Genomic DNA, 11,993 nt, shown 5'->3' with positions numbered 1-11,993 from the left:
CTGCTACTTATTCCTCGATTTTACCGCCAGCAGCTTCGATAGCAGCACGAGCGCCTTTAGTAACACGCAGGCCACGAACAGTTACCGGAGTAGTGACTTCGCCAGCCAGGATCACTTTCGCGAACTCGATCTGGATACCGATAATGTTTGCCGCTTTCAGCGTGTTCAGGTCTACAACGCCGCCTTCTACTTTCGCCAGGTCAGACAGACGAACTTCGGCTGTAATCGCTGCTTTGCGAGAAGTGAAGCCGAATTTCGGCAGACGACGGTACAGAGGCATCTGACCACCCTCGAAACCGCGACGTACGCCACCGCCAGAACGAGACTTCTGACCTTTGTGACCACGACCACCGGTTTTACCGAGGCCAGAACCGATACCACGACCCAGGCGTTTACCCGCCTTTTTGGAGCCTTCGGCCGGAGACAGAGTATTTAAACGCATCTCTTACTCCTCAACTTTAACCATGAAGGAAACCGCGTTGACCATACCACGAACAGCAGGAGTATCCTCGCGCTCTACGGTGTGGCCAATACGACGCAGACCCAGGCCAAGCAGCGTTGCCTTGTGTTTCGGCAGACGACCGATTGCACTGCGGGTTTGAGTAATTTTAATAGTCTTTGCCATGGTTTATTTCCCCAGAATTTCTTCAACGGATTTACCACGCTTGGCAGCGACCATTTCTGGAGAATTCATATTTTCCAGGCCATCAATAGTTGCACGAACCACGTTGATCGGGTTGGTGGAACCGTATGCTTTAGCCAGAACGTTATGAACCCCAGCAACTTCCAGAACGGCGCGCATTGCACCACCGGCGATGATACCGGTACCTTCGGAAGCTGGCTGCATGAATACACGAGACCCCGTGTGAACACCTTTAACCGGGTGCTGCAGGGTGCCGTTGTTCAGCGCGACGTTAATCATATTGCGACGGGCTTTTTCCATCGCTTTCTGGATCGCTGCTGGAACTTCACGCGCTTTACCGTAACCAAAACCTACGCGACCGTTACCATCGCCTACTACAGTCAGAGCTGTGAAGGAGAAAATACGACCACCTTTAACGGTTTTAGATACGCGGTTTACCGCGATCAGCTTTTCCTGCAGTTCGCCAGCTTGTTTTTCGATGTGAGCCATCTTACACCTCTACCTTAGAACTGAAGGCCAGCTTCACGGGCAGCATCTGCCAGTGCCTGGACACGACCATGATATTGGAACCCGGAACGGTCAAAGGACACATCTTTGATGCCTTTTTCCAGAGCGCGTTCAGCGACAGCTTTACCCACAGCTGCAGCCGCGTCTTTGTTACCGGTGTACTTCAGTTGTTCAGCGATAGCTTTTTCTACAGTAGAAGCAGCTACCAGAACTTCAGAACCGTTCGGTGCAATTACCTGTGCGTAAATATGACGCGGGGTACGATGTACCACCAGGCGAGTTGCGCCCAGCTCTTTGAGCTTGCGGCGTGCGCGGGTCGCACGACGGATACGAGCAGATTTCTTATCCATAGTGTTACCTTACTTCTTCTTAGCCTCTTTGGTACGCACGACTTCGTCGGCGTAACGAACACCCTTGCCTTTGTAAGGCTCAGGACGACGGTAGGCGCGCAGATCTGCTGCAACCTGGCCGATCACCTGCTTATCAGCGCCTTTCAGCACGATTTCAGTTTGAGTCGGACATTCAGCAGTGATACCTGCCGGCAGCTGATGGTCAACCGGGTGAGAGAAACCTAAAGACAGGTTTACTACATTCCCTTTAACCGCTGCACGATAACCTACACCAACCAGCTGCAGCTTCTTAGTGAAGCCTTCGGTAACACCGATAACCATTGAGTTCAGCAGGGCACGCGCGGTACCAGCCTGTGCCCAACCGTCTGCGTAACCATCACGCGGACCGAAGGTCAGTGCATTATCTGCATGTTTAACTTCAACAGCATCGTTGAGAGTACGAGTCAGCTCGCCGTTTTTACCTTTGATCGTAATAACCTGACCGTTGATTTTGACATCAACGCCGGCAGGAACAACGACCGGTGCTTTAGCAACACGAGACATTTTTTCCTCCGATTAGGCTACGTAGCAGATAATTTCGCCACCAAGACCAGCCTGGCGCGCTGCACGATCAGTCATAACACCTTTAGAGGTAGAAACAACTGCGATACCCAGACCGGCCATAACTTTCGGCAGCTCATCTTTACGTTTGTAGATGCGCAGACCTGGGCGGCTGACACGCTGAATGCTTTCTACAACAGCTTTACCCTGGAAATACTTAAGAGTCAGTTCCAGTTCCGGCTTGGTGTCGCCTTCAACTTTAAAATCTTCAATAAAACCTTCTTCCTTCAGCACGTTGGCAATTGCCACTTTCAGCTTGGAGGAAGGCATGGTGACCGCAGCTTTGTTCGCGGCCTGACCGTTACGGATACGGGTCAGCATATCCGCGATCGGATCTTGCATGCTCATCTGTCTTTACTCCCGTGATTCAATTGGTGACAATTACCAGCTAGCCTTTTTCAGACCCGGAATTTCACCGCGCATAGCGGCTTCACGGACCTTAATACGGCTCAACCCGAACTTCCGCAGGAAAGCGTGCGGACGACCAGTTTGACGGCAGCGGTTACGCTGACGTGACGGGCTGGAATCACGCGGCAGAGTCTGCAGCTTAAGAACCGCATTCCAACGATCTTCGTCGGTTGCGTTCACATCAGAGATGATCGCTTTCAGTTCAGCGCGTTTCGCGAAGTATTTATCAGCTAAAGCTACGCGTTTTACTTCGCGTGCTTTCATTGATTGCTTAGCCATTTAGTAACCCTACCTTACTTGCGGAACGGGAAGTCAAAGGCAGCCAGCAGAGCACGGCCTTCTTCGTCAGATTTCGCAGTAGTGGTAATGGTAATATCCAAACCACGAACGCGGTCGACTTTATCGTAGTCGATTTCTGGGAAGATGATCTGCTCACGGACACCCATGCTGTAGTTACCACGACCGTCGAATGACTTAGCGGACAAGCCACGGAAGTCACGGATACGAGGAACAGCAATAGTGATCAGGCGCTCAAAGAACTCCCACATGCGTTCGCCACGCAGAGTTACTTTACAGCCGATCGGATAGCCCTGACGGATTTTGAAGCCTGCAACAGATTTGCGTGCTTTGGTGATCAACGGTTTTTGACCGGAGATTGCTGTCAGGTCTGCTGCTGCGTTATCCAGCAGTTTCTTGTCAGCGATCGCTTCACCAACACCCATGTTCAGGGTGATCTTCTCGACCCGAGGGACTTGCATGACAGAATTGTAGTTAAACTCAGTCATGAGTTTGTTAACTACTTCGTCTTTGTAGTAATCATGCAGTTTCGCCATCGTACTACTCCAAATTACTTGATAGTTTCGCTGTTAGACTTGAAGAAACGGACTTTTTTGCCGTCTTCGAATCTAAAGCCTACACGGTCAGCCTTGCCGGTTGCCGCATTGAAGATTGCAACGTTAGAAACCTGAATTGCAGCTTCTTTTTCAACGATGCCGCCCGGTTGGTTCAGAGCCGGAACCGGCTTCTGGTGTTTCTTAACCAGGTTGATACCTTCAACAATGACCTTGCCGGAAGACAGGACATTCTTAACTTTACCGCGTTTACCTTTATCTTTACCGGTTAACACGATAACTTCGTCATCACGACGGATTTTCGCTGCCATGATTCGCTCCTTAGAGTACTTCTGGTGCCAGAGAGATAATTTTCATGAACTTCTCGTTACGAAGTTCACGAGTTACCGGCCCAAAAATACGCGTACCGATAGGCTGCTCGCTGTTATTGTTTAAAATAACGCATGCATTACCATCGAAGCGAATGACAGAACCGTCCGGGCGACGAACACCCTTCTTGGTGCGCACCACTACCGCCTTCAGCACATCACCTTTTTTGACCTTACCACGCGGAATCGCTTCTTTGATGGTGATCTTAATGATGTCGCCTACGCCTGCGTAGCGACGGTGCGAGCCACCCAGAACCTTGATACACATTACGCGACGTGCACCGGAGTTGTCGGCGACGTTCAGCATAGTCTGTTCTTGGATCATTTTAGTGCTCCGCTAATGTCAACTACTACTGAGACCCGAAAATCAGGTCGTTAAAAAAACCCCATATCGAGGGCGCGGCATTATAACACCGCAAATCAGATATGGGTAGAAAAAATAAACGGCCCATCGCTGAGCCGTTTATTCGTTGAGAATGCGTACTGTATTACAGAACCGCTTTCTCTACAACGCGAACCAGAGTCCAGGATTTGGTCTTGGACAGCGGACGGCATTCGCGGATTTCAACCACGTCGCCGATACCGCATTCGTTGTTCTCGTCATGTACGTGCATTTTGGTCGTACGCTTGATGAATTTACCGTAGATCGGGTGTTTCACAAAACGTTCGATAGCAACAACAATGGATTTCTCCATTTTGTCGCTAACCACGCGACCTTGCAGAGTACGGATTTTATCGGTCATTACGCACCCGCCTTCTCAGTCAGTAAAGTCTTAACGCGTGCGACATCACGACGCACTTGCTTCAACAGGTGAGACTGTTGCAGCTGGCCACTTGCAGCCTGCATACGCAGGTTGAACTGCTCACGCAGCAGGTTCAGTAGCTCGGTGTTCAGCTCTTCAACGCTCTTCTCACGCAGCTCTTTTGCTTTCATTACATCACCGTCTTAGTTACAAAGGTGGTTTTAATCGGCAGTTTCGCTGCTGCCAGCTTGAATGCTTCACGGGCCAGCTCTTCCGGTACGCCGTCCATTTCATACAGGACTTTACCCGGCTGAATCAAGGCAACCCAATACTCCACGTTACCTTTACCTTTACCCATACGCACTGCCAGCGGCTTTTCAGTGATCGGTTTGTCCGGGAATACACGGATCCAGATCTTACCTTGACGCTTAACTGCACGGGTCATAGCACGACGTGCTGCTTCGATCTGACGGGCAGTCAGACGACCACGGCCAACAGCTTTCAGGCCGAAGCTGCCGAAGCTAACATCCGCGCCTGCAGCCAGACCACGGTTGCGGCCTTTGTGCATTTTACGGAATTTTGTACGCTTTGGTTGTAACATCAGCGACGCTCCTTATTTACGGCCTTTACGCTGCTGCTTTTTCGGTTGAGCAGCCGGTTTTTCCGGTTGTTCAACAGCAGCCATACCACCCAGGATCTCGCCTTTGAAGATCCACACTTTAACGCCGATTACACCATAAGTGGTGTGCGCTTCAGAGGTGTTGTAGTCGATGTCAGCACGCAGAGTGTGCAGCGGTACGCGACCTTCGCGGTACCATTCGGTACGTGCGATTTCCGCGCCGCCCAGACGGCCGCTAACTTCAACTTTGATACCTTTAGCGCCCAGACGCATGGCGTTCTGTACAGCACGCTTCATCGCACGACGGAACATAACGCGACGTTCCAGCTGAGAAGTGATGCTGTCAGCAACCAGTTTAGCGTCCAGTTCAGGTTTACGAACTTCGGCGATGTTGATCTGTGCAGGAACGCCAGCGATATCCGCTACGACCTTACGCAGTTTTTCTACGTCTTCACCTTTTTTACCGATAACGATACCCGGGCGAGCGGTGTGAATAGTCACACGGATGCTCTTAGCCGGACGCTCGATAACGATACGAGATACAGACGCTTTAGCCAGTTCCTTCGTCAGGTACTGACGTACTTTAAAATCGCTGTCCAGGTTGTCAGCGAATTCTTTGGTGTTCGCAAACCAGGTAGAGTTCCATGGTTTTACAATACCCAGGCGAATACCATTAGGATGTACTTTCTGACCCATTGCTAGTCTCCAGAGTCTCAGCGATCGGACACAACCACAGTGATGTGGCTGGTGCGCTTCAGGATGCGATCTGCACGACCTTTTGCACGCGGCATAATGCGCTTCATGCTCGGGCCTTCGTCTACGAAAATTTTCGTAACTTTCAGATCGTCAATGTCAGCGCCATCGTTGTGTTCAGCGTTAGCAATGGCAGATTCCAGAACTTTCTTGACCAGTACAGCCGCTTTCTTGTTGGTGTAGGTCAGAATATCCAGAGCCTGCGACACTTTCTTACCGCGAATCAGGTCAGCAACAAGGCGAACCTTCTGAGCAGAAGAACGAGCATGGCGATGTTTAGCGATAGTTTCCATCTCTTCCTCCTACCTTATTTCTTCTTCGCTTTTTTATCAGCAGCGTGGCCGCGATAAGTACGAGTCGGTGCGAATTCACCCAGTTTGTGACCGACCATTTCGTCGGAAACAAATACCGGAACGTGCTGACGACCATTATGGACAGCGATGGTCAAACCGATCATGTTAGGAAAGATCGTTGAACGACGGGACCAGGTGCGCAGGGGCTTCTTGTCTCCGCTTTCCACCGCTTTCTCTACCTTCTTCAGCAAGTGCAGGTCAATAAAAGGACCTTTCTTGAGAGAACGTGGCATGGCTTATCCTCTAAAATTATTTGCTACGGCGACGTACGATGAATTTATCAGTACGCTTGTTGCTGCGGGTCTTCTTACCTTTGGTCTGAACGCCCCACGGAGTTACCGGGTGCTTACCAAAGTTACGACCTTCACCACCACCATGTGGGTGGTCTACTGGGTTCATCGCAGTACCGCGAACGGTAGGACGAACGCCACGCCAGCGTGCAGCACCTGCTTTACCCAGAACGCGCAGCATATGCTCAGCATTGCCAACTTCGCCCAGGGTTGCACGGCAGTCTGCTTCGACTTTACGCATTTCACCAGAACGCAGACGCAGGGTGACATAAGCGCCATCGCGAGCAACGATCTGAACGTAAGTACCAGCGGAACGTGCCAGCTGACCGCCTTTACCTGGTTTCATTTCTACGTTATGAACGGTAGAACCAACCGGGATATTGCGCATCGGCAGGGTGTTGCCTGCTTTGATTGCAGCATCAACGCCAGACTGAATCTGGTCGCCAGCTTTCAGGCCTTTCGGGGCCAGGATGTAACGGCGTTCGCCGTCTTTGTACAGAACCAGCGCGATGTTCGCGGAACGGTTCGGATCGTACTCAAGACGTTCAACAACTGCCGGGATACCGTCTTTGTTGCGTTTGAAGTCAACAATACGATAAGCCTGTTTGTGACCACCACCGATATGACGAGTGGTGATACGGCCATTGTTGTTACGACCACCGGATTTGCTGTTTTTTTCAACCAGCGGAGCAAAAGGTTTGCCCTTGTGCAGCTCTGGGTTGACCACTTTAACGACGTGGCGACGACCCGGAGATGTCGGTTTACATTTAACAACTGCCATTGTATTACTCCTCCGACTTACTCAGCGCCGCCGACGAAGTCCAGATTCTGGCCTTCTTTCAGGGTGACGTAAGCTTTTTTCCAGTCGCTACGACGACCGATACGCTGTCCGTGACGTTTAACTTTCCCTTTAACGACCAGGGTGTTAACGACTTCGACTTCGACTTCAAACAGTTTCTGCACAGCAGCTTTGATTTCTGCTTTGGTCGCGTCTTTAGCAACTTTGAGAACGATGGTGTTAGTTTTTTCCATCGCAGTAGACGCTTTTTCAGAAACGTGCGGTGCGCGCAGCACCTTCAGCAGACGTTCTTCACGAATCATGCCAGCATCTCCTCAACTTGCTTAACAGCATCAGCAGTCATTACGACTTTGTCGAAGGCGATCAGGCTAACCGGGTCGATACCAGTCGCATCGCGTACGTCAACCTTGTGCAGGTTACGTGCGGCCAGGAACAGGTTCTCGTCCAGCTCACCGGTGATGATCAGCACATCTTCCAGAGCCATGTCTTTCAGTTTCTGTGCCAGCAGCTTAGTTTTCGGCGCTTCTACAGAGAACTTCTCGACAACGATCAGACGATCCTGACGTACCAGTTCGGACAGGATGCTTTTCAGCGCGCCGCGGTACATCTTCTTGTTAACTTTTTGACTGTGGTCCTGCGGACGAGCAGCGAAGGTCACGCCACCGGAACGCCAGATCGGGCTCTTGATAGAACCTGAACGCGCACGGCCAGTGCCTTTCTGGCGCCACGGTTTTTTACCGGAACCAGTTACTTCAGCACGAGTCTTCTGAGCACGAGTACCCTGACGAGCACCAGCTGCATAAGCAACAACAACCTGGTGAACCAGCGCTTCGTTGAAATCACGACCGAAGGTAGTTTCGGAAACAGTCAGCGCGCTCTGCGCGTCTTTCAATACTAATTCCATTGCTATCCCCTTACGCCTTCACAGCTGGTTTAACGATCAGGTCGCAACCGGTTGCACCCGGAACACCACCCTTAACCAGCAGCAGGTTGCGCTCAGCGTCAACGCGTACTACGTCAAGGCTCTGAACGGTTACGCGCTCATTACCCATCTGACCTGCCATTTTCTTGCCTTTGAACACTTTGCCCGGAGTCTGGTTCTGACCGATAGAACCCGGAACGCGGTGAGACAAGGAGTTACCGTGAGTAGCGTCCTGGGTACGGAAGTTCCAGCGCTTAACGGTACCAGCGAAACCTTTACCTTTAGAGGTACCGGTTACGTCAACTTTTTTAACGTCAGCAAACAGTTCAACGCTGATGCTCTGACCTACGGTGTATTCTTCGCCTTCAGCCAGACGGAATTCCCACAGACCACGGCCAGCTTCTACGCCAGCTTTAGCAAAGTGACCCGCTTCCGGCTTGGTGACACGGTTAGCTTTTTTAGCACCCGTAGTAACCTGAACAGCGCGGTAGCCATCGTTAGCCAGGTCTTTAACCTGAGTAACACGGTTTGCTTCAACTTCGATTACGGTTACTGGGATAGAGACGCCATCTTCAGTGAAGATGCGGGTCATACCCACTTTTTTACCGACTAAACCAATCATTGTATCAACCTCTCAATCGCTCGATGACCTGATTAACCCAGGCTGATCTGCACGTCTACACCGGCAGCCAGGTCCAGACGCATCAGAGCATCAACGGTTTTCTCGGTTGGCTCAACGATGTCAACCAGACGCTTGTGAGTGCGAATTTCGTACTGATCGCGCGCATCTTTGTTAACGTGCGGAGAGATCAGAACGGTAAAGCGCTCTTTGCGGGTCGGCAGCGGGATCGGACCGCGAACCTGCGCACCAGTGCGCTTGGCAGTCTCGACGATTTCCGCGGTTGATTGATCGATCAGACGATGATCAAACGCTTTCAGGCGGATACGGATTCTTTGGTTCTGCATGAGACCAGAGCTCCAATTATTTTATAAACGAAAATGATTACTCCTCAGACCCATTACGATTGATGGGAGAGTGTAACCGTTCTTACGTAGCTCCCCGATTGGGAGCATTGTTAAATAGCCAAATCGGCTATTCGAGGTTCAAATCGAACCTGCCGTCAATTACGACAAGCCCGCGCATTATACGTAAATCTCAGCCTGACGCAAGTGTCGGATAGAAATTAAGCGCTTTATTCTTATGCGAGCATGATTCCAGATGGTACGCATGGGGTGGCGACGCGCATCTTTTCTTTGGAAGGCATCAGGCAAACCTGGCAATACGTCGTTGTCGCTGTCGCATAAATCTATAAAGGTGAGCACAAACCTTGACGAGGATTTGCTTATGTTTGTTGCCCTCCCCTTTCTCATTTTTTATGCATCGTTCTCTTTATTACTTGGCATATACGACGCGCGTACCGGTCTGCTGCCTGACCGGTTTACTTGTCCATTGCTGTGGGGTGGTCTGCTTTATCACCAGATTTGCCTGCCGGAGCGTTTACCGGATGCGCTTTGGGGCGCTATCGCCGGCTATGGCGGATTCGCGTTAATTTACTGGGGCTATCGCCTGCGTTATCAGAAAGAGGGGCTTGGATATGGCGACGTCAAGTACCTCGCTGCCTTAGGGGCGTGGCATTGTTGGGAAACACTGCCGTTACTGGTTTTCCTTGCCGCTATGTTGGCCTGTGGCGGGTTTGGCGTCGCGCTACTGGTGAGAGGTAAATTGGCATTAATAAACCCGCTACCTTTTGGGCCATGGCTGGCGGTGGCGGGTTTCATAACAGGTTGGAAAGTTTTCTTTCCAGACGGTTAATCGGTAACCTTAATTTGTGATTGCAGATAATTTTGCATACCAAGTTTGGCAATCAAATCCAGCTCAGTTTCCAGCCAGTCGATGTGGCCTTCCTCGTCGGCAAGAATTTCAATCATCATATCCCGGCTGACATAATCATGAACGCTATCGGCATAGGCTATTGCCTCACGTAGATCTTTTGCGCCTTCCAGTTCGAGCCGGAGATCCGATCGTAGCATCTCTTCGACATCTTCACCGATGCCCAGCTTACCCAGATCCTGTAGGTTCGGTATGCCTTCCAAGAATAAAATACGCTCGATGTATTTATCGGCGTGTTTCATCTCATCTATAGATTCATGGTACTCGACATCATTGAGGCGCATCAGGCCCCAGTTTTTGAACATTCTCGCGTGGAGAAAGTATTGGTTGATTGCGACAAGCTCATTTCCCAATAGTTTATTGAGATAATTTATGATTTTAACATCACCTTTCATTTTATAGTCCCTCCGCTTCCACTCTCTAGAGCGTAGATGGGGCTACAGGGATGTCAAAAAAAAGAGTGTGACTCAGGCGATCTCTTTAAATTCCGGCATTTGCGTTAACTCATCCTGCATCATTTCTCGCGCGGCGCGAATACACTTACCACATTGATTTCCCACAGGAATAAATTTACGCAACTGTTGAAATGACTGTGGATGAAATTGTCGTACAGCCTGGCGGATTTTTTTATCGCTTATACCATTACACAAACAAACGTACATGATCGCTCCCGTTCAATTTCCGCACAAAGTGTAAATGAGAATGGTTATGATTACAATAGCACAAAGCGATTTACGCCACGGGAGAAGCGTTAAAAAGGGTGAATAAATATAACAGCGGCTAAATAGCAGGCAACAAAAAGGGCGCCGAAGCGCCCTCTTCAATTCAAAACTAATTAACGAGTAATTAGCCCAGAACTTTAGCAACAACGCCCGCACCAACGGTACGGCCGCCTTCACGGATTGCGAAACGCAGACCGTCGTCCATCGCGATCGGGTGGATCAGGGTAACAACCATTTTGATGTTGTCGCCCGGCATTACCATCTCTACGCCTTCCGGCAGTTCGATGGTACCAGTCACGTCAGTAGTACGGAAGTAGAACTGCGGACGGTAGCCTTTGAAGAACGGAGTATGACGACCGCCTTCATCTTTGGACAGAATGTACACTTCAGATTCGAACTTGGTGTGCGGCTTGATGGTGCCCGGCTTAGCCAGTACCTGACCACGTTCGATTTCTTCACGTTTGATACCACGCAGCAGAACACCTACGTTCTCACCGGCACGGCCTTCGTCCAGCAGTTTGCGGAACATTTCAACGCCAGTACAGGTAGACTTCTGAGTCTCTTTGATACCAACGATTTCAACTTCTTCGCCCACTTTGATGATACCGCGTTCTACACGACCGGTAACAACGGTACCACGACCGGAGATGGAGAATACGTCTTCGATCGGCAGCAGGAACGGCTTGTCAATCGCACGCTCTGGTTCCGGGATGTAAGAATCCAGGAAGCCAGCCAGTTCGATGATTTTCGCTTCCCACTCTGCGTCGCCTTCCAGCGCTTTCAGAGCAGAACCACGAACGATCGGAGTGTCGTCGCCCGGGAAGTCGTACTGAGACAGAAGTTCACGAACTTCCATTTCAACCAGTTCCAGCAGCTCTTCGTCATCAACCATGTCGCATTTGTTCAGGAACACGATGATGTACGGAACGCCTACCTGACGACCCAGCAGGATGTGCTCACGGGTCTGCGGCATCGGGCCGTCAGTCGCAGCAACAACCAGGATCGCGCCGTCCATCTGAGCAGCACCAGTGATCATGTTTTTAACATAGTCGGCGTGCCCCGGGCAGTCTACGTGTGCGTAGTGGCGGGTCGGGGTATCGTATTCAACGTGAGAAGTGTTGATGGTGATACCACGCGCTTTTTCTTCCGGCGCGTTATCGATCTGGTCGAATGC

25 protein-coding genes are annotated in these 11,993 nt (G+C 50.7%); 1 reads left to right on the top strand and 24 read right to left on the bottom strand.

Annotation, left to right across the window (positions count from 1 at the left end):
* Positions 1-7: 7 nt before the first annotated feature.
* The 21 genes from rplO to rpsJ all read right to left on the bottom strand — a co-directional run bounded on the left by rplO (position 8) and on the right by rpsJ (position 9,172).
* The gene (rplO, locus tag ABVN36_RS23800) at positions 8-442 is read right to left on the bottom strand and encodes a 50S ribosomal protein L15 (RefSeq protein WP_001238917.1); all 435 of its coding nucleotides are present in this window, start codon (positions 440-442) and stop codon (positions 8-10) included.
* A 3-nt stretch (positions 443-445) separates the two neighbouring features.
* Positions 446-625 (bottom strand): 50S ribosomal protein L30, encoded by a 180-nt coding sequence (gene rpmD / locus ABVN36_RS23795; RefSeq protein ID WP_001140434.1) that lies wholly within the window; start codon positions 623-625, stop codon positions 446-448.
* Positions 626-628: 3 nt separating this feature from the next.
* The gene (gene rpsE, locus ABVN36_RS23790) at positions 629-1,132 is read right to left on the bottom strand and encodes a 30S ribosomal protein S5 (protein ID WP_000940121.1); all 504 of its coding nucleotides are present in this window, start codon (positions 1,130-1,132) and stop codon (positions 629-631) included.
* 14 nt (positions 1,133-1,146) lie between these two features.
* The gene (rplR, locus tag ABVN36_RS23785) at positions 1,147-1,500 is read right to left on the bottom strand and encodes a 50S ribosomal protein L18 (RefSeq protein ID WP_000358956.1); all 354 of its coding nucleotides are present in this window, start codon (positions 1,498-1,500) and stop codon (positions 1,147-1,149) included.
* 9 nt (positions 1,501-1,509) lie between these two features.
* Positions 1,510-2,043, bottom strand: a complete 534-nt coding sequence (rplF, locus tag ABVN36_RS23780; protein WP_000091939.1) for a 50S ribosomal protein L6 — start codon at positions 2,041-2,043, stop codon at positions 1,510-1,512.
* A gap of 12 nt (positions 2,044-2,055) precedes the next feature.
* Complete coding sequence (gene rpsH, locus ABVN36_RS23775) at positions 2,056-2,448, bottom strand: 30S ribosomal protein S8 (RefSeq protein WP_000062611.1); 393 nt, start codon at positions 2,446-2,448, stop codon at positions 2,056-2,058.
* A gap of 33 nt (positions 2,449-2,481) precedes the next feature.
* Complete coding sequence (gene rpsN, locus ABVN36_RS23770; RefSeq protein WP_001118932.1) at positions 2,482-2,787, bottom strand: 30S ribosomal protein S14; 306 nt, start codon at positions 2,785-2,787, stop codon at positions 2,482-2,484.
* A gap of 14 nt (positions 2,788-2,801) precedes the next feature.
* Positions 2,802-3,341 (bottom strand): 50S ribosomal protein L5, encoded by a 540-nt coding sequence (gene rplE, locus ABVN36_RS23765; protein WP_001096206.1) that lies wholly within the window; start codon positions 3,339-3,341, stop codon positions 2,802-2,804.
* A 14-nt stretch (positions 3,342-3,355) separates the two neighbouring features.
* On the bottom strand, positions 3,356-3,670 hold the full coding sequence (rplX, locus tag ABVN36_RS23760) for a 50S ribosomal protein L24 (protein WP_000729185.1): 315 nt from the start codon (positions 3,668-3,670) through the stop codon (positions 3,356-3,358).
* Positions 3,671-3,680: 10 nt separating this feature from the next.
* Positions 3,681-4,052 carry a 50S ribosomal protein L14 gene (gene rplN / locus ABVN36_RS23755; RefSeq protein ID WP_000613954.1) on the bottom strand — a complete coding sequence of 124 codons (372 nt, stop codon included), beginning with the start codon at positions 4,050-4,052 and terminating at the stop codon, positions 3,681-3,683.
* 163 nt (positions 4,053-4,215) lie between these two features.
* A complete protein-coding gene (gene rpsQ / locus ABVN36_RS23750) occupies positions 4,216-4,470 on the bottom strand; it encodes a 30S ribosomal protein S17 (RefSeq protein WP_000130101.1) in 255 nt (84 codons plus the stop codon).
* The gene (rpmC, locus tag ABVN36_RS23745) at positions 4,470-4,661 is read right to left on the bottom strand and encodes a 50S ribosomal protein L29 (RefSeq protein WP_000644742.1); all 192 of its coding nucleotides are present in this window, start codon (positions 4,659-4,661) and stop codon (positions 4,470-4,472) included. Before rpmC ends, rpsQ begins: the two co-directional genes overlap by 1 nt.
* Positions 4,661-5,071, bottom strand: coding sequence for a 50S ribosomal protein L16 (gene rplP, locus ABVN36_RS23740; RefSeq protein ID WP_000941208.1), 411 nt, complete (start codon positions 5,069-5,071; stop codon positions 4,661-4,663). The genes rpmC and rplP overlap by 1 nt, the downstream gene beginning before the upstream one ends.
* Before the next feature lie 12 nt (positions 5,072-5,083).
* Positions 5,084-5,785, bottom strand: coding sequence for a 30S ribosomal protein S3 (rpsC, locus tag ABVN36_RS23735; RefSeq protein ID WP_000529945.1), 702 nt, complete (start codon positions 5,783-5,785; stop codon positions 5,084-5,086).
* Positions 5,786-5,802: 17 nt separating this feature from the next.
* Complete coding sequence (gene rplV / locus ABVN36_RS23730) at positions 5,803-6,135, bottom strand: 50S ribosomal protein L22 (RefSeq protein ID WP_000447529.1); 333 nt, start codon at positions 6,133-6,135, stop codon at positions 5,803-5,805.
* A 14-nt stretch (positions 6,136-6,149) separates the two neighbouring features.
* Entirely contained in the window at positions 6,150-6,428 is a 279-nt protein-coding gene (rpsS, locus tag ABVN36_RS23725; RefSeq protein WP_001138115.1) for a 30S ribosomal protein S19, read from the bottom strand.
* Between the two features lie 16 nt (positions 6,429-6,444).
* Positions 6,445-7,266 (bottom strand): 50S ribosomal protein L2, encoded by an 822-nt coding sequence (gene rplB, locus ABVN36_RS23720; protein WP_000301869.1) that lies wholly within the window; start codon positions 7,264-7,266, stop codon positions 6,445-6,447.
* A gap of 17 nt (positions 7,267-7,283) precedes the next feature.
* On the bottom strand, positions 7,284-7,586 hold the full coding sequence (gene rplW / locus ABVN36_RS23715) for a 50S ribosomal protein L23 (RefSeq protein WP_000617546.1): 303 nt from the start codon (positions 7,584-7,586) through the stop codon (positions 7,284-7,286).
* Positions 7,583-8,188: a 50S ribosomal protein L4 gene (rplD, locus tag ABVN36_RS23710; RefSeq protein ID WP_000424395.1), complete on the bottom strand. Its 606-nt coding sequence runs from the start codon at positions 8,186-8,188 to the stop codon at positions 7,583-7,585. The genes rplW and rplD overlap by 4 nt, the downstream gene beginning before the upstream one ends.
* 10 nt (positions 8,189-8,198) lie before the next feature.
* Positions 8,199-8,828, bottom strand: coding sequence for a 50S ribosomal protein L3 (rplC, locus tag ABVN36_RS23705; protein ID WP_000579838.1), 630 nt, complete (start codon positions 8,826-8,828; stop codon positions 8,199-8,201).
* 32 nt (positions 8,829-8,860) lie between these two features.
* Entirely contained in the window at positions 8,861-9,172 is a 312-nt protein-coding gene (rpsJ, locus tag ABVN36_RS23700; protein ID WP_001181005.1) for a 30S ribosomal protein S10, read from the bottom strand.
* Positions 9,173-9,551: 379 nt separating this feature from the next.
* Here rpsJ and hopD point away from each other — a divergent pair, with 379 nt between their 5' ends.
* Positions 9,552-10,019, top strand: coding sequence for an A24 family peptidase (gene hopD / locus ABVN36_RS23695; protein ID WP_023138349.1), 468 nt, complete (start codon positions 9,552-9,554; stop codon positions 10,017-10,019).
* Here hopD and bfr read toward each other — a convergent pair.
* The 3 genes from bfr to tuf all read right to left on the bottom strand — a co-directional run.
* Positions 10,016-10,492 carry a bacterioferritin gene (gene bfr, locus ABVN36_RS23690; protein ID WP_023138350.1) on the bottom strand — a complete coding sequence of 159 codons (477 nt, stop codon included), beginning with the start codon at positions 10,490-10,492 and terminating at the stop codon, positions 10,016-10,018. The genes hopD and bfr overlap by 4 nt on opposite strands.
* A gap of 72 nt (positions 10,493-10,564) precedes the next feature.
* On the bottom strand, positions 10,565-10,759 hold the full coding sequence (gene bfd / locus ABVN36_RS23685; protein WP_023138351.1) for a bacterioferritin-associated ferredoxin: 195 nt from the start codon (positions 10,757-10,759) through the stop codon (positions 10,565-10,567).
* A 184-nt stretch (positions 10,760-10,943) separates the two neighbouring features.
* A partial coding sequence (tuf, locus tag ABVN36_RS23680; RefSeq protein WP_025712197.1) for an elongation factor Tu occupies positions 10,944-11,993 on the bottom strand: 1,050 nt, incomplete at its 5' end.

This window comes from Salmonella sp. SJTUF15581, from assembly GCF_043356775.1.
Lineage (GTDB): Bacteria > Pseudomonadota > Gammaproteobacteria > Enterobacterales > Enterobacteriaceae > Salmonella > Salmonella enterica.
This window is presented reverse-complemented; position numbering and strand designations above follow the sequence as displayed.

What these genes read in the sequence shown, in the direction of transcription:
- rplP (WP_000941208.1), bottom strand. Translation starts at nt 5,071, where the DNA reads ATGTTACAACCAAAGCGTACAAAATTCCGTAAAATGCACAAAGGCCGC.
- rpsH (WP_000062611.1), bottom strand. Translation starts at nt 2,448, where the DNA reads ATGAGCATGCAAGATCCGATCGCGGATATGCTGACCCGTATCCGTAAC.
- rpmD (WP_001140434.1), bottom strand. Translation starts at nt 625, where the DNA reads ATGGCAAAGACTATTAAAATTACTCAAACCCGCAGTGCAATCGGTCGT.
- rplV (WP_000447529.1), bottom strand. Translation starts at nt 6,135, where the DNA reads ATGGAAACTATCGCTAAACATCGCCATGCTCGTTCTTCTGCTCAGAAG.
- rplF (WP_000091939.1), bottom strand. Translation starts at nt 2,043, where the DNA reads ATGTCTCGTGTTGCTAAAGCACCGGTCGTTGTTCCTGCCGGCGTTGAT.
- rplO (WP_001238917.1), bottom strand. Translation starts at nt 442, where the DNA reads ATGCGTTTAAATACTCTGTCTCCGGCCGAAGGCTCCAAAAAGGCGGGT.
- rplE (WP_001096206.1), bottom strand. Translation starts at nt 3,341, where the DNA reads ATGGCGAAACTGCATGATTACTACAAAGACGAAGTAGTTAACAAACTC.
- rplD (WP_000424395.1), bottom strand. Translation starts at nt 8,188, where the DNA reads ATGGAATTAGTATTGAAAGACGCGCAGAGCGCGCTGACTGTTTCCGAA.
- rpsN (WP_001118932.1), bottom strand. Translation starts at nt 2,787, where the DNA reads ATGGCTAAGCAATCAATGAAAGCACGCGAAGTAAAACGCGTAGCTTTA.
- rpsS (WP_001138115.1), bottom strand. Translation starts at nt 6,428, where the DNA reads ATGCCACGTTCTCTCAAGAAAGGTCCTTTTATTGACCTGCACTTGCTG.
- hopD (WP_023138349.1), top strand. Translation starts at nt 9,552, where the DNA reads ATGTTTGTTGCCCTCCCCTTTCTCATTTTTTATGCATCGTTCTCTTTA.
- rpmC (WP_000644742.1), bottom strand. Translation starts at nt 4,661, where the DNA reads ATGAAAGCAAAAGAGCTGCGTGAGAAGAGCGTTGAAGAGCTGAACACC.
- rpsE (WP_000940121.1), bottom strand. Translation starts at nt 1,132, where the DNA reads ATGGCTCACATCGAAAAACAAGCTGGCGAACTGCAGGAAAAGCTGATC.
- rplX (WP_000729185.1), bottom strand. Translation starts at nt 3,670, where the DNA reads ATGGCAGCGAAAATCCGTCGTGATGACGAAGTTATCGTGTTAACCGGT.
- bfr (WP_023138350.1), bottom strand. Translation starts at nt 10,492, where the DNA reads ATGAAAGGTGATGTTAAAATCATAAATTATCTCAATAAACTATTGGGA.
- rplW (WP_000617546.1), bottom strand. Translation starts at nt 7,586, where the DNA reads ATGATTCGTGAAGAACGTCTGCTGAAGGTGCTGCGCGCACCGCACGTT.
- rpsJ (WP_001181005.1), bottom strand. Translation starts at nt 9,172, where the DNA reads ATGCAGAACCAAAGAATCCGTATCCGCCTGAAAGCGTTTGATCATCGT.
- rpsQ (WP_000130101.1), bottom strand. Translation starts at nt 4,470, where the DNA reads ATGACCGATAAAATCCGTACTCTGCAAGGTCGCGTGGTTAGCGACAAA.
- rpsC (WP_000529945.1), bottom strand. Translation starts at nt 5,785, where the DNA reads ATGGGTCAGAAAGTACATCCTAATGGTATTCGCCTGGGTATTGTAAAA.
- rplN (WP_000613954.1), bottom strand. Translation starts at nt 4,052, where the DNA reads ATGATCCAAGAACAGACTATGCTGAACGTCGCCGACAACTCCGGTGCA.
- rplC (WP_000579838.1), bottom strand. Translation starts at nt 8,828, where the DNA reads ATGATTGGTTTAGTCGGTAAAAAAGTGGGTATGACCCGCATCTTCACT.
- bfd (WP_023138351.1), bottom strand. Translation starts at nt 10,759, where the DNA reads ATGTACGTTTGTTTGTGTAATGGTATAAGCGATAAAAAAATCCGCCAG.
- rplB (WP_000301869.1), bottom strand. Translation starts at nt 7,266, where the DNA reads ATGGCAGTTGTTAAATGTAAACCGACATCTCCGGGTCGTCGCCACGTC.
- rplR (WP_000358956.1), bottom strand. Translation starts at nt 1,500, where the DNA reads ATGGATAAGAAATCTGCTCGTATCCGTCGTGCGACCCGCGCACGCCGC.